This window comes from Denitrovibrio acetiphilus DSM 12809 (assembly GCF_000025725.1).
Taxonomy (GTDB): domain Bacteria; phylum Chrysiogenota; class Deferribacteres; order Deferribacterales; family Geovibrionaceae; genus Denitrovibrio; species Denitrovibrio acetiphilus.
In genome coordinates, this window is record NC_013943.1 from 2,588,416 (window position 1) to 2,607,659 (window position 19,244).

A 19,244-nucleotide genomic window follows, 5' to 3' on the forward strand; every position below is an offset into this window, starting at 1 on the left:
TATCTGATTTTATTAAACGAGTTCGAGTTCGGAAAAGAAGAAAGCCATTTCGTAAGCGGCTGTTTCAGGAGCATCAGAGCCGTGTGTGGCATTGTTATCGATGCTTTTACCAAATTCTTTTCTCATTGTGCCTTCTGCTGCATCTGCCGGATTTGTTGCACCCATGAGGTCTCTCCAGTCTTTAATTGCGTTCTCTTTTTCAAGAATCATAACAATACATGGAGCAGAACACATGAAGTCTGTAAGGTCGCCAAAAAATGGTCTCTCTTTGTGCACAGCATAAAAGCCTTCAGCCTGTTTTTTGGAAAGGTGAATTTTTTTAAGACCGATAATTTTGAAGCCTTCTTTTTCGATTCTTGTGATTATTGCGCCTGCATCGCCGGCAGCAGTTGCGTCTGGTTTAATGATTGCAAAAGTTCTTTCCATTTCTATCCTCTTTAATATTTATTATTTTATTACTAAGCTCAGATTCATTAACATAACAGGTTGTTATAATCAAGTCTATATATTGTGCAGCTCAGTGCGGGCTCTCTGCATACTGCAAATACCGATGGTTTCTCTCTGCTAACTGCCTTAAATAACAGGGCACGAGACAAACCAGCCCTCAGCCGACTTCAAAACTTTAATGTTTGATGATTACAGCCAGAAATGTAAGCGGTGCAAGAGTATCGTTTTCAAGAGAGTGGCTCTCTCCGTCTTTAGTAACCAGCATATCACCAGATGAAACCTTCTCTACAGTCCCGTTATCGTTAGCCCTTCCTTCTCCGTCAAGGATAAGATATATCTCCATATCGCCGGCATGCGGGTGATACCCGATAGAACTGCCCGGCTCCAGCTGCATCATAGCAAAATTCGTAACCTCGCCATTAAATCCTGTTGCCGCGTCATACGCCAGCCTGAGCGCTTTGCCTTCTCCGCCTCTTGGGTTCTCCATGCTCTGAGCCTGAAGTTCATCGCCTCTTACTATCACATCATACTCCTTAGTCTGTAGTTGTTTAATAATATTGATGCAGTCCCGTTTTGTAAAGACCAAACAGTTATGAAGGCTCAAACACCTGTCAGAGCGACAATTTCGTTTCTCCGGCACGTTTGAGAGCCCATTTGAATCCGATAGGTCCCGCTATCTGATTAATGGCGACAACTGCAAGGACAAGGGTTTGAAGCTGCCCGCCCCAATCACCGAAACTAGCTCCGATAATCTTGGCAAAACCGATGCTGACCCCTGCCTGCCCGATAAAACCGAGGAAAGAATAATTTCTGATATATTTATCTTCTCTTATGATAGTTCCGCCTATCCAGCACCCCGCGAATGTTGCAAAAGCCCTCAGAAAGACAATGCCGAAAGCTGCTATCCACATAACCTTCAGCGCGGGGAGGTCAACAACAGTCCCGGCGATAAAAAAGAATACCAGATATATTATACCGGAATTATCCTCAATATTTTTAACCAGCATATGCCCGTAATCAGAAAAATTATTTACTCCTATCCCCGCAAAAAGGAATACCAAAAGAGGATTAAGGTGCATATTCTTGGCAATACCTGTCATCACTATAGTAAAAAGGATAATAAATACACCCTGATTCGCCTTAACATATTTAATATATAAAATTATGATTAGGCTCAGAATAAGCCCGGCAGCCATCGACAAGAACTCTTCAACAATCACTCCGCCAACGGAAACATCCCCCTCAACACTGTATATGGAAAGCACGAAAGCAAAAATGATAATAATCATAATATCTTTTATGATCGCACTCGTCAGAGTATAGTCCGTAAGCTTCCCTTTCGCCTCAGTCTCCACAATCACAGCTACTGTGGTTGCAGGGGACTTTGCATTTGCAATTACGCTCATGAATATAATCGCTGTGAGTCCTGAAAAAACTCCACCAGGGAAAAATCCGCCGAAAAAATAAAGAAACATAAAAACCAGACTGAAAGTGACCACCACCTGGGCAGTGACAAAAACAAATACTTTCCGGAGACAAATCCTGCTCCCTCTGAAAAGAATCTCCCCACCCGCTGTCATAGCAATGATACTGAGAGCAACGTCATCTATCAGGCGAAGTTCATTTATCATCTCTTTGGTAAAAACATTCATGGAATAAGGACCAAGAAGGATACCCATAAGCAGGAAACTCGTTATGGCGGGCAATCCGAAAGAGTTCAGCAGTCTGCCGGAAATAAAGGCAAGCAGAAGAGCAATCCCGAACACCATAAAGAGTGACTCCGGACGCTCTGACAATCCCTTTGTCTGAATGAACAGTAATAATGTAAGTCCTGCTGTCAGCGACAGTATATCAATAAGTTTTTCTTTCATTTTTCATCATAAAATATGTTGTTATCTCGGTTGCCAGATGCAGCATAAAAAAAGGTACAAACAAACCTGCCACAGCTTCATACCCCCGACGGGTTGCAAAGTCCATAAAGAGTACCGCAGGGAGTATCCCCGTGGAAACCAGACAAATAACCTCACCTTTCGTAGGTATTAGCCGCCATGCAAGCAGCTTTGCCATATAAAACCTAACGGCAAAAAAGCAAAGATAGAGAACTCCGGCAGTAAGAAATGCTCCCGGGCTAAAGCTGTATCCGTAGGCAAGCATCACCCCAAGCGCAACATAAAAGAATATATAGAGTATCCGTTCAAAGCTTATAGACATATTCTGAAAGATATTGCCGTATTTGGTGTCGGATGTAATTAGTCCTGTCAGAAACCCAACTACAAGAGGGGACATGCTGAAAAACAGTGCAACCCCCGATATCATGACTACATATATAATACTCAGATTATGAATATTTTTCTTTGATCGGATTTTGCCATAGTGCAGAAATATAAAAGCAAGCACGAGAGCCGCCATCATTGAAAACAGAAAGTCTGAAGGACGATAATCCAGAATCCCCCCCGCAACGCTATATGCAAGAAGAGTATAGAGCGGAAATAGTGAGGCTGTCAGATTAGATGTAAAAACTTTGTCCTTTGGCACACGAAACAACTTCATAGATAGATTCAGAGAGTAAGGCATCAGAGTGTTCAGAGCGATAGCCGTCATCATAGGACTGCTAAACCCCGAAACCCGCACTACGACATAAAGCAGTGGCAGCAGAGACAGATAAACAATTCCTGTAAAAATAAAATATCGCAAAGGTACAGTAAGCAGAAGCTTAACGCTGAAATGTGTACCGAGGGAGAGCCCCATAAAAGCAAGCAAAAGGTAAAGCATCCCGTTCATAGTCGGAACAGGAACCGGAAGAGACCCCGTCATCGAAAAAATAGCTATACCAACAAAAATATACTCAAGTTCAAGATTTTCCAGGAAGCTCAGCAGAGACTCATGCTTGCGTTTTGCCCTGTAGAGCAGACTACCTGCAAAAAGAAATGCAAAAAAAATGATTACGGTCTCTATTTCATTCATAAAGACATTTTACTTGAACTTTCAAACCATTGCTAGAAATAAACAACTATCCCAGTGCTAAAACAAGCCCCAAGGTTATGATAACAGCTCCGGAAAACTGTTCAATGCGGTGTGCATAATTGTTCAGAAGCTTTCTGATCCGGCTGTTCCCTACGGAAAAAGCGATAAATACATCCCACAAAAGTACGGCAGAAAACATCCATAGCCCATAGAGAGCCTGAATATGAAGTCCGGTGGTTCTGCTGATAAAAAGGCTGTACAAACTGATATAAAATATAGGATTTTTAGGGTTCAGTATCGCCGACACAAACCCCGTCATAAAAAGCATTCTTACTGATTCATGCCTGTGCACCACCCGTTCGGAAGAATAAAGATCACGCTTACCGGACCGCAGCAGCATAAACCCGAGATAACAGAGAAAGCCAGCCCCGGCTACTTTCATAACTGACAGCACCCAAACATGCTCGCGCACAGCAGAAAAACCTATCAGCGCAAGTATAATATATACGCCGTTTGCCGAAGCTATACCAAAACATGTGTAAAATGCTCTGCCGGAACCATTACGAAGTGCTTTTGTTATGATAATAAAAAAGTCAGGACCGGGGCTTATCAACGCCAGAAAATGAGCGACTGCCACTGTCAGAAATTCTGTCATACACCCCTCCGAAACTTTCTTATTTAAATACAGAAAATTTCGGCAGCAGTATTGTACATTATTGACCTTTTAGATATTCCCCCGGGGTTGCGGCTGTAAGCTTGCGAAACATCCGGTGAAAATGACTCTGATCTGTAAACCCCACAGCAAGGGCTGTCTCAGAAATAGAACTGCCCAGCCGAAGCATCTCTTTTGCCCTCTGTATACGTAGATTCATCTGATAGGCATGTGGCGGAAGCCCGTAAGCATTCCGGAATGAACGTAAGAGATGAAACCTGTTCTGACGAAATCTCTCCGCCAGAGCATCTAATGAAATATTGATAAAGAAATTCTCTGCAAGATAACTCTCGATTTCTCCGAGAACATTTGAATGGATATCTGCTTCCCGTCTGGCAGAGCAGAACTTTTCAAAGATATAAGAACAAAAACGGGTTAGTTCATATTCTGCGTCAAACAAATCATCGTTGTTTATAATACTTTTGCATATAAATAAGAAATCATCGAAAAGTTCCTGGTCAAGAGCGTAGCAGATATTGACAGGCATATAATCGTCACAGCCAAACATCTCTTTTTGAATGTTTCTGCACCAGTCTTTTTCAAGGTACATCATCCAATAGGAACGCATATGCCCATCTGCCGGATTGCAGCTATGGATTTCATCCGGATTAAAAAACACAAGAGTACCAGCACTGACAAGCCTCTCTGTATCACCACATGACATGACAGTCTCTCCGGCATCCACAGCCCCTACTGAAAAATATTCTTCGTGGGAGTGCCGCTTATATTCAGCCGTGCTAGCTTCGGTCTGCCGGATTTCAAGAAACGGAAGTTTCTTATCCCGCCAGAATATATTTTTTGCGCTCATCTCACCCCTGTGCCTTCAGCAGACCGCCAAATTTATTAATTTCTTTGGTTCCTCCCATCACAAGCAATTCGTCACGCTCGATAATTGTAAAATCGCAGGAAGGGTTTGACATAATTCTTCCACCCCTTGTTACCGACAGAACAGTAACGCCGTACTTATACCGCAGGTCAAGTGTGCGAAGGTTTTTACCAGAGCATTTTGACGCTACCGGTACAGTTATTTTACGCACGTCAACACCGGCAATGCTATCCGCAGCGACCTGCTTACCCTCTGTATCAAACCTGCCCATGACCTCGCTCACCAGCTTATTGGCAGACTCTATCTCTTCTGAAATCACTGCATTAGCGCCAAGCTTTTTAAGGGGTGAAAGCTCCAGAGCGTATCTCGTCCGCGCTACAATGTGTATATACGGATGCTCTGCACGGGCGGTTTCAACTATCTTTCTAACTGCAACGGGATCTGGCACTGTGATGGCAATGGCTCTGGCTGTATTAAGCTGTGCATGCTCCAGCACTTCGATAGATGAAGCGTCGCCATACATTATATTTGTGCCTTTACCATGTTCCTTCTTAACTGTCTCTGGATTCATCTCTATCGCAATGAAGCGCACGCCTTCCCTACGGCAGGATGCAGCAAGCTGTCGCCCGGCAAGTCCGTAACCGACTATTACGATATGATCCTCAAAAGTTTCCGAAGGTCGGGTAAATATGCTCTGCGCACCCTCCCGCAATCTCTCAGACATAGGCAGTTTGACAATAAGCTGTGCTATCATATCGCCATACTTAATGGCAAAAGGAGCGGCTGCCATAGTCAGCACAATCACCGCCACAGCAAACTTATAATGCTGACTGTCGAGGACACCGGCGGAAACACCTGTTTTCGCCATTATGAAAGAAAATTCCCCCACCTGTCCGAGAGCCAGCCCCGTGACCACAGCGGTTTTAAGCGGATATTTCAAAATTAATATGGATAACGCAGAGATAACAGACTTACCAAAAAGTATCAGCACCGCTGTTGAAAGTATGAGTACAGGATGATCCGCATATATCTGAAAATCAATCAGCATGCCTATAGAAACAAAAAAGAATCCTGTAAAAATATCTTTGAAAGGAATAACACTGCTGAGAGCCTGCTGACCATATCCGGACTCACTGACCATAATCCCAGCCAGAAAAGCACCAAGGGCAAGCGAAAGACCAGCCTTATAAGTTAAAGATGCCGTCCCAAGACCTATAAGAACCACCACCAGCAAAAAAAGCTCTCTGTTTTTAGAAGCGGCTACATAATATAAAACTTTCGGTACAAGTGTCCGTGCACCGATAAAGATTGCTGCGACTATAAATACCGCCTTCGCTCCTGTAACACCGAGATCTATATAAACATTGTCCCCTGTGCCAGCCATGACAGGTATCAGGAGCATCATGGGGATAACAGCGATATCCTGAAATATCAGCACGGCTGTTGACAGCCTTCCGTGAGGCGAATCCATCTCGCCCCGTCCGGCAAGAACCTTAAGCACTATTGCAGTGGAGGATAGCGAAACTATCATACCCGTTATTATTGCCAGTGAAAGATTGCCGTGAGACATAATATATACTACTCCGCCTGTGACAAGTGCTGTGACAGTCACCTGAAAACCACCGCCAAGAAGTGCGGGTTTTTTCAGTGCCAGCAGATGAGAAAGTGAAAATTCCAGCCCCACAGCGAAAAGCAGAAGTACGACACCAATTTCCGCCATCATTTCTACTTCGTGCAGGGCATGTATTACAGAAAATCCGTTAGGCCCCAGCAAAACTCCGGTTATCAGATACCCGAGAATCTCCGGCACTTTCAACTTTGAACATATCGCAAGAGAAACGGCGGCTGTTGCGAATATATATGTGATATCAGCTAAAATAGGTATTTCCATCTGTCCTTCCAGATTCAAGAATTTTTATTACAATATCAGGCTTTTGATATTATGTAAAATATTGTATACCTTTCTAAGAGAGGTTTTTAGATGAAAATTAAAACAGGAATCGGATTCGACGCCCATAGGTTTGCAGCGGGTCGGGAGTTGTATGTCGGCGGCATAAAGATTGACTCCCCATACGGTCTGGACGGACACAGCGACGCTGATGTTCTCATTCATGCGATTATTGATGCCCTTGCAGGTCCTGCACTCGGACGTGACATAGGAAATCTCTTTCCCGACAATGACATTAAATACAAAAACATAGATTCAAAAGTCCTCCTTGCTGACGCAGTCAAACTCATAAAAGATGCCGGCTGGACGATATCAAACGTTGATGCACAGATAATAGCCCAGAAGCCCAAGATGGCTCCTCACATACCTGCAATGAGAAAAGTTCTGGCAGAAATCATAGAAATCCCCGAAGAGGACATGACTATCAAAGCAACGACAACAGAAAAGATGGGGTTTACCGGCAGGGGTGAAGGGGTGGCATCAATCGCTGTAGCGACACTTATCAAATAATACGATAAACAATAGATTCCCACGGGTACCCCCTTGGTTCTATTGCTTCACACGTGCTTAACACACGAATTCACAACTTCGTTGTCACAGCTAGGCATATCAAAATACGTCACTGCGAAGCCCGCAGGGCTGTGGCAGTCTATGAACCCATTAGTTAACCCTGAGATTGCTTCGTCATTACATCCCTCGCAATGACTTATAAGCTCTAAAGCTTTGATTCGCTCATTCATCCACGCATAAATGCGTTGTGTTCTATCTTCAACCGCAAAAACAATAAAGGCAGGAGAACCCTGCCTTTTCAAAGCTTCAACTAACTTTCGATTATAATCAGGCAAGAACGTCAATACTGGAACCTGTGGAGGCTCCTTTTTCCGCCTTATTCACTTCACCGCCTTCCAAAAGGCTTATAAGGGAGTTACCTGTCTGCTTCTGAACATCCAGCGCACTCTTCATAACTTTTACGTTTGCCTCGTATGCAGTCTCCGCTGCCTTCATCTGTGAGATGGAACCCGCAAGTGATGTCAACATATCCATAGTAAGAAACTCCTTATCTGTTTTATCGGCATTTACCTGCTCAACTTAAAATAAAAAAATATATTCAATATGACTAAACAGTGTTTAATTTTATGAAATATTAGTGTATAGTTATCTAAATTTTTAGTCACGTCTGGGTTATTGCTCAAAAGACTAAATCATGAGTTAATTTTTTAACCTGGGCTGACTTTTTTAATAGTTCTGGAGGTAACATGAAAAAGATTTTATTTATCATTCTTGTCTCGGCATTCGCCGCAAGCGCGTATGCAGAGATCAGACTCGGTGCATTACTCTCGGTTACAGGCGGCGCAAGCTTTCTTGGCGACCCCGAAAAAAGCACACTCGAAATGCTGATCGAACAGACAAACGCCGCTGGCGGCATTAACGGAGAAAAAATTAAACTGTTCATTTATGACACCCAAGGGCGCGAAGACAGAGCGATAAACTATATCAACAGACTAGCACAGAAAGACAAAGTGCTCGCCATCATAGGTCCCTCAACCACAGGCGAATCATTAGCCGTTATCAACAGAGCTTCCGGGTTCAAAGTTCCGCTGATATCCTGCGCAGCCAGTGCAAGGATTGTCACTCCGCCAAACATTTTCGTATACAAAACACCCCAGTCAGACGTACACATTGCTGAAAGATTATTTAGCTATCTTGCGGATAATAAAATGAAAACCCTTGCACTCCTCTCTGTGCAGAACGGATTTGGTCAGACAGGACGTAACGCCGTACTTACCACCGCTGAGAAATACGGAATAGAGATCGTCGCTGACGAAAAATACATGGACAAAGACAAAGACGTAACTGTCCAGCTTTCCAAAATAAAAGACAAGAACGCAGATGCAGTCCTCTGCTGGGCAGCAGGAGGCTCTCCAGCTATCGTAGCAAGAAACGCCGCTCAACTAGGCATAAAAAACCTCTATATGTCACACGGGGTCGCTTCACCAAAATTCATCGATCTTGCAGGCGATGCTGCCAACGGTATCAAACTCGCGGCTGGCAGAATAGTTGTTACCGAAAAGCTGGATGAAACAGACAAATACAAGGCTATACTTAGCAAATACACTAACGATTATGAACAGTATACAGGAAAGCAGGTTTCACAGTTCGGCGGATACGCTTATGATGCTTTCACCCTTTTCAAAGCTGCATACATGAAGTCCGGAAAAAACAGAGTTAAACTAGCTCAAGAGCTGCAAAACCTTAAAAACGTCCTTTCTGTAACAGGGGAATTTAATATGACCGAAACAGACCACAACGGACTCTCCAAAGAAGCCGCTATCATGCTTGAGATCAGAGACGGTCAGTTTATCCCACTGAAATAAGTTTACTTTTAATTAAATTCTACAGGCGGAGCAAATAAAACTTCGCCTGTTTATATCTAAATACCACTAAACACTGTCAACCGATACTGAACCTACCATATAAACCACAACACCCCGTCTCAAAGCTTCTGCCATCCACATCTTTAGTTATACATCAAAACTAACAGACTGACTCCTACAGAAAAACTACGAAGTTTAACTTTTAAATCCAGCCTTAATTGTGTATAACTTTATTTGACCATTACTTAGTGATTGTCAATTTTCTCAGGTATGGAGTAACTATGAAAAAGGTATTAATTATAACACTTATGCTGTGCCTTTCAGCTACAGCATTCGCTGAAATCAGGCTGGGAGCACTATTCGCCGTGACAGGCCCGACAAGCTTCCTCGGCAACCCGGAGAAACTCACTGTGGAAATGCTTGTGGATCAGATAAACGATGCAGGCGGAATTAACGGAGAAAAGATAAAACTCTTCGTATATGATACGCAGGGGCGGGAAGACAGAGCTATATCTTACTTCAAAAGACTTGCCACAAAAGATAGAGTCCTTGCTGTACTCGGACCAAGCAGGACAGGATGCGCTCTCGCCATAAAAAATCTTGCAATAAGATACAAAGTCCCTTTTATTGCCTGCGCCGCAAGTGCAACAATAGTGGAACCGGCTAATGCATTCATATATAAAACACCTCAATCTGATATACATGTTGCTGAAAAACTTTTTGACCACCTTAAGTCCAAAGGGAAAACAAATGTGGCTCTCATATCTGCCCAAAGCGGTTACGGCGCGACGGGGAGAGATGCTGTTCTCCAGAATGCCGAGCGCTTCGGGATTAACATCATCGCTGATGAGAAATTTATGGACACAGATAAAGAGATGACCGCGCAGCTTTCCAAAATAAAAGATAAAAACGTAGACGCTGTTATCTGTTGGGCAGCGGGAGCAGCTCCTGCCATTGTCGCCAGAAACGCTAAAGCCCTCGGTATGAACAATATATACATGACCCAAGGGATTGCCTCCAGAAAATTCATAGAGCTCGCAGGAGATGCCGCAGAAGGCGTTAAACTTACAGCAGGCAGACTCATCGTAGCAGACAAACTGGACGATACTGACAGATTTAAAACTATGCTTATGAAATATAAAACAGACTACGAATCAAAATTCGGCGGCTCGGTTTCGGTTTTCGGCGGGCACGCATATGATGCTTTCGGGCTGTTTGCTGCTGCCGTGGCAAAATCCGGGAAAGATCCTGTCAAGCTTGCAAATGAACTTCAGCAGATCAAAGGATTTATGGGAACTGCCGGTGAGTTCAACATGTCTAACAGTGACCATACAGGTCTCTCAAAAGATTCTTTCATAATCGCAGAGATAAAAAACGGAGAATTTGTTCCGGCAGAATAAGTTTTTTGTTGACTGACTAAAAAAGATAGGGTATATCAATATCCCTGTATGAATGGCGGTGTAGCTCAGGTGGTTAGAGCATACGGCTCATATCCGTAGTGTCCGGGGTTCAAGTCCCTGCACCGCCATATAACGAGAGTTTAAGGGCTTCCGGAGAAATCTGCGAAGCCCTTTTTAATGTGTAAATAACGTAACCACAGGTTTTAACGTCTTAGAATAACGGTACTTTATTGAGAATGCACAAAGCCGACTACTCAGAGCCGGCTTTTTTTAACTTTTAATGTGTATGCAGGTTTGCAAAATATTTTGAAAGGACATCAGACTTCAGCACATCGTTTTCCCTTACAGCGACATTTCCGTCACCATCAAGCAGGATATACCCCGGGATACTGACGCCCTGCTCATGAGCTATACTCTCAGCGTCTGCGCCACTCAGAAACTTAGTAGGTATGCTGCGCTGAATAATACTCTCTGTCTTTTCAACTTCTTCAGCGGCTTTTGTAACCATAGACGCATCCGGCATAAGCACCCCCAGAGCAAAACCTTCAGAAGAAGCGAATGCCACCAGTTTGTTAAAGGGTCTCTTACTGTCTTTATAATCAGGAATGACAGATATGATCACAACGACGCCTATAAAGGCGATCAGAATAAAAGGCATAAACTTTCTCATTTTTTTCTCCTTCGAATCAATATATGTTCATGCTAATAATGATAGCGTAACTATGAAAATGTTCAATCCATGTTTGAGTGTTGTATGGTATCAGAAATGCTTTAACAGCAAAGGTTTGAACATATGTCGATTTGACAGAGACCAGCCGGATAAGTAGAGCTATTTCTTGAGTGCCTTTCCCATTTCTATGCGTATCACAAGCTCAAGGATGTTTTTCATTGTAACTGACTGTATCATAAGGTCATAATCAGAAAGAAGAGAGGTCTCTTTCTCTGCCATCGCCTTATATTCCCGCCTGCTCATGGTCTTGATATAGGAATCAAGCTCTTTGTCTGTGTAGTGAGTTTTGTAAAAATTATAAATATCAGGTTTTACTTTTTGCCAGCTGAAAGTTTCCTTAACCTGAGCGGCTCCGGCATCAAGACCTTCTTTATCTTTAACACGCAGATTTCCAGCTTTCATCATCGAAACAATGGGGGCATATATAGACCGAACAGCAGACTCATAGGCAGCAGGAGCACCTTTAAGTTCAAAAAACTTATCAAGCTGTTCATCTGTCGGCTGTCCGGCATGGACAATGCCTGACATGAAAAACAGTAAAAATGGAACAAAGATATACTTAATCATATTAGTCTTTTTTATGCTGCTTAAAGAAATCTATGAAAGACACCAGATTTTCCTTTTTAGTAGCTTCGATATTTTCATTCAGAATAGCTTCATACACTTCTTTACGGTGAACGCTCACATCTCTGGGGGCGTCTATACCTATTTTTACGTTTCGACCGGAGACATCAACAATTTTAACTTCGATGCCGTCCCCGATGATTATGCTTTCGTTTATCTTCCTTGATAATACAAGCATCCTTAGTCCTGATTTTTAAATAGAGGCGATTTAATCTGCCACTTGTCGTCCTCAAGTATAACCTGCTTTGAGAGTTTTCTCTCAACATTCACAACCAGAGGGGCTCTGAGATTAACTGTTGCGTTCTTCGGCTGGTCAGGAACAACCACAATACCGAAAAGCTTAACATCCTTTTCTTCTTCAATAGAAAGTATCTTCAGGTCTCTTTTGCTGATCTCAGGTTTATAGTCCGGAAAGAATATCCCCGGCTCAACCAGTATAAAGCAAATATTTGCATCCTGAACTGACTGAAACCAGATAAACGGGTAAGATTTTTCATTAGATATCAGTACAAAGTCGTTTAGCTCCGGAAAGCCAAGTATCGGAGCAGACAATGTGATAATATCTGCTTCATTGAATTCGATCTCCCCGAGTTTACTGGACATAATCTTACGGGTTTCCATTTGTGCCTCACATTTCTTTACTGAGCTTGTACTCATGTATATACTCCCTGAACTTTTACAGATAATCCAAAAGGCTTATCTGAAGAATTTGAGCTGTTGCAGCGAGCGCCGACTGATATACAGTCTGTGCCACAGTATAGTTCGTAGCTGCTGCTGCCTGATCCATTGTTGTAGAACCAGTATACTCTGCTTTCAGCTTTTCGCTGGCTGTGATCAGCGATTCGTTAAATGTTACCGCAGATTCGGCTCTATTCTCTCTGTTACCGACAATGGTCAGGGCAGTGTGTATCTGCGACTCTGCTGTCTCCATCACTTTCATCTCGTAATCAATCCCCGAGCCAACCCCCACGGTGTAAGAATCTGTTGCAGCGAGTGTACCGGCGTCATAGTGATGGTAAACACCATCGGCGACATAGTATTTTTCATTTGCAGTGTCAATAATGTAACTGCTTATCAGAGAACCGTCGCTCCCTGTAACTTTCATTTTGGCTATGTCGCCCCCTTTCTCTATGCCCAATGTACCTTCATAGTCACCGGAAACATGCATAGAGCTGTAGGCACCGCCAAAGCTAAAACTGAGCTGTGTTTCATTCATTGTCCCACAGGAAACATCCGGTGCAAGACCGGCATCTGTCAGTTTCTCGTTAATATTGTCAACAAGGTCGTCCAGCGACTGATAATTTTCAGCATCTACAACTATATTTGTTTCAGTATAGTTGCCGGAGCCGTCATCGGTATAGAATGTCAGAGTTCTCTCTCCGATATTCTTTTCACTCAGGTCAAGGGTCGGGTTTGTTTTGGTCTCTATAGTGTTGGATGTCACCAGAGAGTAAAAGCCAAGTTCCCCGTTATCATCACCGGATACTATTATATCGTCAAAAGTTGCATCATGATTAATTTTTATTGTACCATCATCCCCAAGAACTGCGCTCATCGACCCTGCGGCAAAGCCGTCAGCAACCAGAGCGGTATCGAGCTGATTATTAATCTCCGCCAGCAGAGCTGTATTGTCTGCATATATTCCGGCAGGAATAGTTACAGAAATCGGGGTTGCAGTCCCCCATGCTCCACCTGTTTCATAATAAACATCAAGAACAGAATCTTCTTTCAGCTCAAGAGACGGAAGCTGTGTCCCGCTGGACTTGCTATCAACTCCGCTGAACATAAATGCAGTCTCGGTATTGTTATAATGCACGGTAAGCTCATTATTTCCGGAACCGGAGTCAATGCGCAGATTGCCATTTTCTGTATATGCATTAACACCTAAATTTTGCATATCACTGTCACTGTTGATCTGTCGAATGATTTCATCTGTAAGAGCGTTTTTGTCACCACCGTAAAGAGCCTGTGAGACACTGACTGTTTTCGTAAGAAACCCGTCTCCGGAAAGACTGTCGGAATGAATAACGATATCAAATGTTACAGGATCAACATTGTCCAGCATAGTTATGCCGTCAGATGTCCAGTACTGCTCAGACTGAATGTAATATTCAGAAGAGTCACCGTAGTTTTGCACCTCAAAGGTAAGAAGATCATTGTAATTACCTCTGAACTCACCATCCATATATGGTGTAGCAGTTGAATTCAGCGATTCATCAGACCATGCACTAGGTGCACCTATCCCTGAATCAGGAATGTTCAGATTAAGCGCATCGTACAGGTTTTGCAGAGAGCGGAAAACATTGACATTATCCCCCTCTTCCACAACATTCAGATCGCCAAAACTGAGGTTTGAATTTGCAGTCATATCAATAGTAAATGAACTGCCCACTATATCCCCCAGAACAATGCTCACACCCTGATTCAGATATATCTCTCCGCCTTTGTAGTCTGCTGCGGAAATAGGGTTTGAAGTGTTATCATAAAGCTTTGTACCATCCGAATCAGTAACCTGTATAATAACATCGTTACCTGAAACAGATACATCGACACTCCACTTATCATCTGCTGTGCCGGAATATCTCCCTGTGAGTGTCACATCCGGCTGAAGCATTGCATATCCTATTCCGGTGTTTTCTTCATCCAGACTGAATGTGAGCTTGCTCTCACCGCTTCTGATATCCGTAATCTGAAGCTGCCCGTCAACAACCTCTGCATTCACCGCCTGATTATAAAGATTCTCAATAAAATCAAGCATATCACTGACAGTTTTCTCCTCTTCCATAGGGAAATCACCGCCCTTTGCAGAGTCATACTGATACTCATCAGCGCCTTCATCTATCCTTGTGGCAATATATGTATCTTTCGTATAGTTCTGATTCACCATCTCGATAGTGAGATCATACCCTCCGAACCCATCATCTGCGACAGTGGCATCAAAATCAAACTCAAGCCCCTTGTCTTTAAGAGCTTCATTAATCTTGTCCTGAATGTCACTCGCAGTATCTGTGTCATAAACAGTAAATTTAATTGCCTCATCATTAACATGGTAGGTATGTACAGTCCCTGCTGGCGTACCGGTAATGGCAAGACCGGTATAGTTAGTCGCCACAGGTCCTAAATAGTTGCTGTATGACAAGTCAAAAGTAGTATCCTGCCCTGTATCTGAAACAGGAATATCCATAAAACCTAATGAGTTATAGTCTGAACCTGTGACACTGAGCTTCACCCCGCTGCCTGCCTTGTTTGTCATAAACATAAGTTTGTCGCCATCGTTGACAGCAGTTATTTCCCCGCCAAGCCCCTGATTATCAAGCATTCTGTTGACATTATATACAACATCATCCATATCGCTGTAGCCTTTCTGGTCAAGCGTTATGCTGTAATCTTTACCTGCATAATTAATGGAAAGAGTGCGCTGCTCTGCTGTTGTATTTGTCATATCCAGGTCAACATTCTTAGGGCTTGCCACTCTGGCTGTACCTATTCTGTAACCGTTATGGTCTGTTCCCGTAAAGCTTATGGAGTCGGAAGAACTTACATTTGCTCCGTCTATTTTAGAAAATTTTGTAGTCTCTGAAATTGTAAGACCGTTCGAGGTATTAGGCATCGTTCCTAATATTGTTCTGAAGGTCTCCATAAAGATATCCTCACCGGAAATATTAATCTGAACATTCTGATTATCTCCGATTTTGGAATTAATTGCCCCGTCATCTCCGACATATTCCACATCGTCTCCGGGTGTATAGTATAAAGACATTGTGAGAGAATCTCCTTCCCCCATATCGTCAGGGAGTTTAATGCTCACCCCCCGCCCGGTACTGATAACTTGCCCGGCCTGAAAACCGGTTACAAGCGTATCTGTTGTAAGGTTCCCGTTTTCAGTGGACTCATCACTGCCGTTGCTGTCCAGAAGTACCTGTTTATTGTTTGCATCCATCATAGTAACACGCACAACGCCGCCAACAACAGTCGCCTTGACAGTATAAGACCCTTTTGCAAGGTCGGGCATATCGGAATACAGTCTGGAACTGAACGCTTCACCGTCATCCATACTGGAAACAACAGAAGTCACCTGCCTGTCGCCGGAAGTGAAGGGTGCTTCTTCTGTCTCGTAGCCGCCGAAGATATACCGATCCAGATATTTTGAATTAGCAAGGTCGAGAAGTTCTTCATAGATATTCATAACCTCCCCTGCGAGAGCTTTACGGCTGTCTGCATCCTGCGAATCATTCTTACCAGCAACCGCAAGTTCATCCTTCGCCCTTGAAAGTATGCTGGAGGCTGTCTGAAGTATAGAATCTTCATTTTTCAGCCATATTAGAGCATTGTTAGCATTACGGTTATACTGAGTTGCATCATCTATCGTACGCTGCATGTTAAAAGCTGTAAGGTAGTTAGTGGGATCATCTTCCGGATTAAGGAGGTTTCGCCCTGCTGTTACCTGTTCGCTTGATCTGACCAGAGTGTTCAGGGAAGAGTTAACACCGTGAAGATATTTCATTGTCATAAAGTTATAAGTTATTCTCATGTCACCTTCTCCTTACTAGCGTCCGCCTGTGCCAAGGCTATTTACGAGTTTTTCCAGCATTTCATCAACAACAGTAATAAATCTTGAGCTTGCTTCAAACGCCCGCTGAAATTTCATAAGGTTTGTCATCTCTTCGTCCATAGACACACCCTTTACTTCTTCCAGTTTGAGCTCAAGCTCAGACATTGCCTGAGTTTTGGTTGTAACATATATGTCAACCGTGGCTTTATCACTGCCTATGGACGCTGCAAAATATGCATAAAACTCATCCACAGTAACGTCCATACTTGTCATGATATTAGTGTCTTTAAGATCAGCTATCGCAGCAGCATTCTGGTTATCTCCGGCAGCACCTGTCTGTGAAGTTGCGATGTAGCTGTTATTGGACATGATTATATCTGAAACCGCGATCGTAGAAGCATCACTACCAGCAAAAAAGCCGTAAGTTCCGGATGCTACCAGAAAGTTTGATGTATCTTCTGCAAATGTAAAATCATATCCAGAACCGGAAGTAAATTTTATTGTATTCCCGCTGGACATAGAAGCCTGAATCATCCCGCCATTCGGATTGCCGTCTGCTGCTGATATCTTGGCAATAACCGAGTTAAGATTATCTTTTGCCGGATCTATTACAATATCAAGATCCTCAACTTTATTGCCCTCTGTGTCATATATACTTATACGCAGCGTTCCTGCCTGTATCTCTATAGGAAATGCGCCTGCTGGTTCGCTGAATGTATACGTAGGGTTTGTTACCCCGTTCGACGAAGATATCTGAGTCAGGCGGTTTGTTCCCTGTCCCAGAGAGTGGATTTTATTTGTTTCAGTAATCATAACATTGGCGAGTTCATCAAGCTGGTCCTGATATCCCTGTATCAATTCATCACGAACATAAAGCTCGCCTGCGATCTCTCCTGATGTGAAGGCATTGGTTATGTCAACCAGCTTATTGCTCTGCCCTTCTGTCCCCCAGAAGATGCTCACATCGTCACTGTCTTCATCTGCCTGTTCTGCTTTCAGCTCAAAGCGTGTTGCTTCATCCACAATAGCATTACCGCCGATATAGACTGCTACCTGCCCGTTTGACCTTTCAGTAACGCTCATATTGGATATCTCTGCAAGCCTGTTCAGAAGCACCTGCCTCTGGTCTCTGAAATCGTTTGCAGTATCCCCTCCTGATTCAATCCTTGCTATCTCTTTATTCAGATATGCAATATTCTCTGATATATTGTTTATCTCGTTAACATAGTCGCTTACCAGAAGATTGCTTTCGTTTTTGATTTCTTCAAGCGAAGCATAGCTCGCCTGAATCTTGTCAGCCAGAACAGATGCAGACTCCACAAGAGTAGCCCTTTTGATAAGAGCCTCATCAGATTCATCTGGTGCAGTGTTTGCAAGATCGCCCCATGCATCAAAATAGTTTTGCATCGCCTCGCCAAGACCAGAGCCGTCTTCAAGCTCATTAAAATATATTGTCACTTTTGAAAGAGCAGACTGAAGCGTTTCGTAGTATGCAAGATCGGAACTCTCGTTCCTGATAGACGATGCCAGCATATCATCATAAATACGCTCAACGGTTTCCACACTGACTCCACGTCCGAAAACACCTTGGGAATTCTTTTCGGGGTTAGCAGTCTCGAGTACCACACGTTGACGTGAGTACCCTTCAGTATTGACATTCGATATGTTATTACCGGTTACGTCGATCCCCGCCTGTGAGGCAAAAAGACCGGAAACACCGGTAGAAAAAATGTGCATTAAATTCGACATAAGCTGCCTCCGGCACTAACTGTAATTACTACCCTGTTTTGCTGATAGTTGATGTTTTCCCTTTACCGTATCCTTTATTAATACCGTACGTATTCTTTCCGGCCAGACCAAGCCTGCCGAAAACGCCTTCTATAAGTGACATATTTGTTTTGTAGAGTATTTTAAGAGAGTCGTTCAGACGGGCAACTTCCTTCACAACAGTAATAAGCTTCAGGCGTATTTCTGTAAGCTCAGAATGGTACTCACCTGCGAATTCTTCAGGGACATCCTGAACACGGAGTTTCTCAACACCAAGCTCTTTTTCGATTTTTTTAAGACCTGTCCTGAAAGCTTCATCAAGAATTTTCTCTTTATAAGCAAGAGTATCTTTCTTTTTTACAAGCTCAATAGTCTTATTCGCGTCCCAGGTGACAACACATTCTGTTTCGCATTCGAGAATATGCTTCATCTCCTGATAGAGTTTTTCCTGTGATTTGAGTATATCAATAAGATCTTTAACAAGTTCCATCTCATCCCTCCGAGTATTTCGGCAGTTATGAGGAGCGGTTTGTCAAATAAGGAAGGGTGTGAGTGTCAGTTAAAAAAGATCATCTACAGCAGTCTGAACGAGTTTTTCGGCAATATCTCTGCCTGACACGTTATACTGACCGCTTTCAATCTTAGCCTTGAGCTCTTGAACAAGCTCAGTTCTGACCTCTGGTGAACTCTTGACAGCTTCTGTGATACTGGCTGCGTTTTTCGCGCTGTTTGAGAGAGATACACTGTCCCCACCGTTGCTTTCAGACGCAGAAGGAGATTTAGCCCCCTTCTTTTTGCTGGCTGCGGTATCGTTCAGTTTGTTCATGTCTAGTTGTTTGAACTTATCATCAATTCTCATCAGTGCCTCCGGTACATCCAGATAATCGGCGAGATCCTAA

At 43.3% G+C, this 19,244-nt stretch carries 20 protein-coding genes and 1 tRNA gene; 4 read left to right on the forward strand and 17 right to left on the reverse strand.

Annotated features, from left to right (window positions below):
• Positions 1-12 precede the first annotated feature (12 nt).
• The 7 genes from ndk to DACET_RS12400 form a co-directional block, all read right to left on the reverse strand.
• Entirely contained in the window at positions 13-426 is a 414-nt protein-coding gene (gene ndk / locus DACET_RS12370; protein WP_013011718.1) for a nucleoside-diphosphate kinase, read from the reverse strand.
• Positions 427-622: 196 nt separating this feature from the next.
• Entirely contained in the window at positions 623-970 is a 348-nt protein-coding gene (locus DACET_RS12375; RefSeq protein ID WP_013011719.1) for a cupin domain-containing protein, read from the reverse strand.
• A gap of 88 nt (positions 971-1,058) precedes the next feature.
• Entirely contained in the window at positions 1,059-2,318 is a 1,260-nt protein-coding gene (locus tag DACET_RS12380; RefSeq protein WP_041229976.1) for a cation:proton antiporter, read from the reverse strand.
• The gene (locus tag DACET_RS12385; RefSeq protein ID WP_013011721.1) at positions 2,299-3,411 is read right to left on the reverse strand and encodes a hypothetical protein; all 1,113 of its coding nucleotides are present in this window, start codon (positions 3,409-3,411) and stop codon (positions 2,299-2,301) included. The genes DACET_RS12380 and DACET_RS12385 overlap by 20 nt, the downstream gene beginning before the upstream one ends.
• Before the next feature lie 46 nt (positions 3,412-3,457).
• On the reverse strand, positions 3,458-4,066 hold the full coding sequence (locus tag DACET_RS12390) for a LysE family translocator (protein ID WP_013011722.1): 609 nt from the start codon (positions 4,064-4,066) through the stop codon (positions 3,458-3,460).
• Between the two features lie 58 nt (positions 4,067-4,124).
• Positions 4,125-4,931 carry an AraC family transcriptional regulator gene (locus DACET_RS12395; RefSeq protein WP_013011723.1) on the reverse strand — a complete coding sequence of 269 codons (807 nt, stop codon included), beginning with the start codon at positions 4,929-4,931 and terminating at the stop codon, positions 4,125-4,127.
• Between the two features lies 1 nt (position 4,932).
• Positions 4,933-6,840 (reverse strand): monovalent cation:proton antiporter family protein, encoded by a 1,908-nt coding sequence (locus DACET_RS12400; protein ID WP_013011724.1) that lies wholly within the window; start codon positions 6,838-6,840, stop codon positions 4,933-4,935.
• Positions 6,841-6,930: 90 nt separating this feature from the next.
• On the opposite strand from DACET_RS12400, the gene ispF reads away from it, so the two are divergent.
• Complete coding sequence (ispF, locus tag DACET_RS12405) at positions 6,931-7,407, forward strand: 2-C-methyl-D-erythritol 2,4-cyclodiphosphate synthase (protein WP_013011725.1); 477 nt, start codon at positions 6,931-6,933, stop codon at positions 7,405-7,407.
• Positions 7,408-7,454: 47 nt separating this feature from the next.
• Here ispF and DACET_RS16385 read toward each other — a convergent pair whose 3' ends face one another.
• Both DACET_RS16385 and DACET_RS12415 read right to left on the reverse strand, forming a co-directional pair.
• A complete protein-coding gene (locus DACET_RS16385; protein WP_169304237.1) occupies positions 7,455-7,637 on the reverse strand; it encodes a hypothetical protein in 183 nt (60 codons plus the stop codon).
• A 97-nt stretch (positions 7,638-7,734) separates the two neighbouring features.
• Entirely contained in the window at positions 7,735-7,941 is a 207-nt protein-coding gene (locus DACET_RS12415; protein WP_041229978.1) for a putative motility protein, read from the reverse strand.
• Positions 7,942-8,153: 212 nt separating this feature from the next.
• On the opposite strand from DACET_RS12415, the gene DACET_RS12420 reads away from it, so the two are divergent.
• The 3 genes from DACET_RS12420 (at position 8,154) to DACET_RS12430 (ending at position 10,800) form a co-directional block, all read left to right on the forward strand.
• Positions 8,154-9,272, forward strand: a complete 1,119-nt coding sequence (locus DACET_RS12420) for an ABC transporter substrate-binding protein (protein ID WP_013011726.1) — start codon at positions 8,154-8,156, stop codon at positions 9,270-9,272.
• 281 nt (positions 9,273-9,553) lie between these two features.
• Positions 9,554-10,672 (forward strand): ABC transporter substrate-binding protein, encoded by a 1,119-nt coding sequence (locus tag DACET_RS12425; RefSeq protein ID WP_013011727.1) that lies wholly within the window; start codon positions 9,554-9,556, stop codon positions 10,670-10,672.
• 54 nt (positions 10,673-10,726) lie between these two features.
• Positions 10,727-10,800, forward strand: a tRNA-Met gene (locus tag DACET_RS12430).
• A 149-nt stretch (positions 10,801-10,949) separates the two neighbouring features.
• Here the strand turns inward: DACET_RS12430 and DACET_RS12435 are convergent.
• The 8 genes from DACET_RS12435 to flgM form a co-directional block, all read right to left on the reverse strand.
• The gene (locus DACET_RS12435; RefSeq protein WP_013011728.1) at positions 10,950-11,342 is read right to left on the reverse strand and encodes a hypothetical protein; all 393 of its coding nucleotides are present in this window, start codon (positions 11,340-11,342) and stop codon (positions 10,950-10,952) included.
• 159 nt (positions 11,343-11,501) lie between these two features.
• Entirely contained in the window at positions 11,502-11,969 is a 468-nt protein-coding gene (locus DACET_RS12440) for a DUF2059 domain-containing protein (protein WP_013011729.1), read from the reverse strand.
• A gap of 1 nt (position 11,970) precedes the next feature.
• A complete protein-coding gene (gene csrA, locus DACET_RS12445) occupies positions 11,971-12,204 on the reverse strand; it encodes a carbon storage regulator CsrA (RefSeq protein ID WP_013011730.1) in 234 nt (77 codons plus the stop codon).
• 2 nt (positions 12,205-12,206) lie between these two features.
• Complete coding sequence (gene fliW, locus DACET_RS12450; RefSeq protein ID WP_148214187.1) at positions 12,207-12,683, reverse strand: flagellar assembly protein FliW; 477 nt, start codon at positions 12,681-12,683, stop codon at positions 12,207-12,209.
• 19 nt (positions 12,684-12,702) lie between these two features.
• Positions 12,703-16,557 (reverse strand): flagellin, encoded by a 3,855-nt coding sequence (locus tag DACET_RS12455; protein ID WP_013011732.1) that lies wholly within the window; start codon positions 16,555-16,557, stop codon positions 12,703-12,705.
• Between the two features lie 15 nt (positions 16,558-16,572).
• The gene (flgK, locus tag DACET_RS12460) at positions 16,573-18,327 is read right to left on the reverse strand and encodes a flagellar hook-associated protein FlgK (protein WP_013011733.1); all 1,755 of its coding nucleotides are present in this window, start codon (positions 18,325-18,327) and stop codon (positions 16,573-16,575) included.
• A 28-nt stretch (positions 18,328-18,355) separates the two neighbouring features.
• On the reverse strand, positions 18,356-18,835 hold the full coding sequence (gene flgN, locus DACET_RS12465) for a flagellar export chaperone FlgN (RefSeq protein WP_013011734.1): 480 nt from the start codon (positions 18,833-18,835) through the stop codon (positions 18,356-18,358).
• Positions 18,836-18,904: 69 nt separating this feature from the next.
• On the reverse strand, positions 18,905-19,204 hold the full coding sequence (flgM, locus tag DACET_RS12470; protein ID WP_013011735.1) for a flagellar biosynthesis anti-sigma factor FlgM: 300 nt from the start codon (positions 19,202-19,204) through the stop codon (positions 18,905-18,907).
• Between the last annotated feature and the right edge of the window lie 40 nt (positions 19,205-19,244).

Bases quoted from the DNA above. Each gene is read 5' to 3' on its own strand.
- ndk (WP_013011718.1), bottom strand. From the start codon at position 426: ATGGAAAGAACTTTTGCAATCATTAAACCAGACGCAACTGCTGCCGGC.
- DACET_RS12380 (WP_041229976.1), bottom strand. From the start codon at position 2,318: ATGAAAGAAAAACTTATTGATATACTGTCGCTGACAGCAGGACTTACA.
- DACET_RS12385 (WP_013011721.1), bottom strand. From the start codon at position 3,411: ATGAATGAAATAGAGACCGTAATCATTTTTTTTGCATTTCTTTTTGCA.
- DACET_RS12390 (WP_013011722.1), bottom strand. From the start codon at position 4,066: ATGACAGAATTTCTGACAGTGGCAGTCGCTCATTTTCTGGCGTTGATA.
- DACET_RS12395 (WP_013011723.1), bottom strand. From the start codon at position 4,931: ATGAGCGCAAAAAATATATTCTGGCGGGATAAGAAACTTCCGTTTCTT.
- DACET_RS12400 (WP_013011724.1), bottom strand. From the start codon at position 6,840: ATGGAAATACCTATTTTAGCTGATATCACATATATATTCGCAACAGCC.
- ispF (WP_013011725.1), top strand. From the start codon at position 6,931: ATGAAAATTAAAACAGGAATCGGATTCGACGCCCATAGGTTTGCAGCG.
- DACET_RS16385 (WP_169304237.1), bottom strand. From the start codon at position 7,637: ATGAATGAGCGAATCAAAGCTTTAGAGCTTATAAGTCATTGCGAGGGA.
- DACET_RS12415 (WP_041229978.1), bottom strand. From the start codon at position 7,941: ATGGATATGTTGACATCACTTGCGGGTTCCATCTCACAGATGAAGGCA.
- DACET_RS12420 (WP_013011726.1), top strand. From the start codon at position 8,154: ATGAAAAAGATTTTATTTATCATTCTTGTCTCGGCATTCGCCGCAAGC.
- DACET_RS12425 (WP_013011727.1), top strand. From the start codon at position 9,554: ATGAAAAAGGTATTAATTATAACACTTATGCTGTGCCTTTCAGCTACA.
- DACET_RS12435 (WP_013011728.1), bottom strand. From the start codon at position 11,342: ATGAGAAAGTTTATGCCTTTTATTCTGATCGCCTTTATAGGCGTCGTT.
- DACET_RS12440 (WP_013011729.1), bottom strand. From the start codon at position 11,969: ATGATTAAGTATATCTTTGTTCCATTTTTACTGTTTTTCATGTCAGGC.
- csrA (WP_013011730.1), bottom strand. From the start codon at position 12,204: ATGCTTGTATTATCAAGGAAGATAAACGAAAGCATAATCATCGGGGAC.
- fliW (WP_148214187.1), bottom strand. From the start codon at position 12,683: ATGAGTACAAGCTCAGTAAAGAAATGTGAGGCACAAATGGAAACCCGT.
- DACET_RS12455 (WP_013011732.1), bottom strand. From the start codon at position 16,557: ATGAGAATAACTTATAACTTTATGACAATGAAATATCTTCACGGTGTT.
- flgK (WP_013011733.1), bottom strand. From the start codon at position 18,327: ATGTCGAATTTAATGCACATTTTTTCTACCGGTGTTTCCGGTCTTTTT.
- flgN (WP_013011734.1), bottom strand. From the start codon at position 18,835: ATGGAACTTGTTAAAGATCTTATTGATATACTCAAATCACAGGAAAAA.
- flgM (WP_013011735.1), bottom strand. From the start codon at position 19,204: ATGAGAATTGATGATAAGTTCAAACAACTAGACATGAACAAACTGAAC.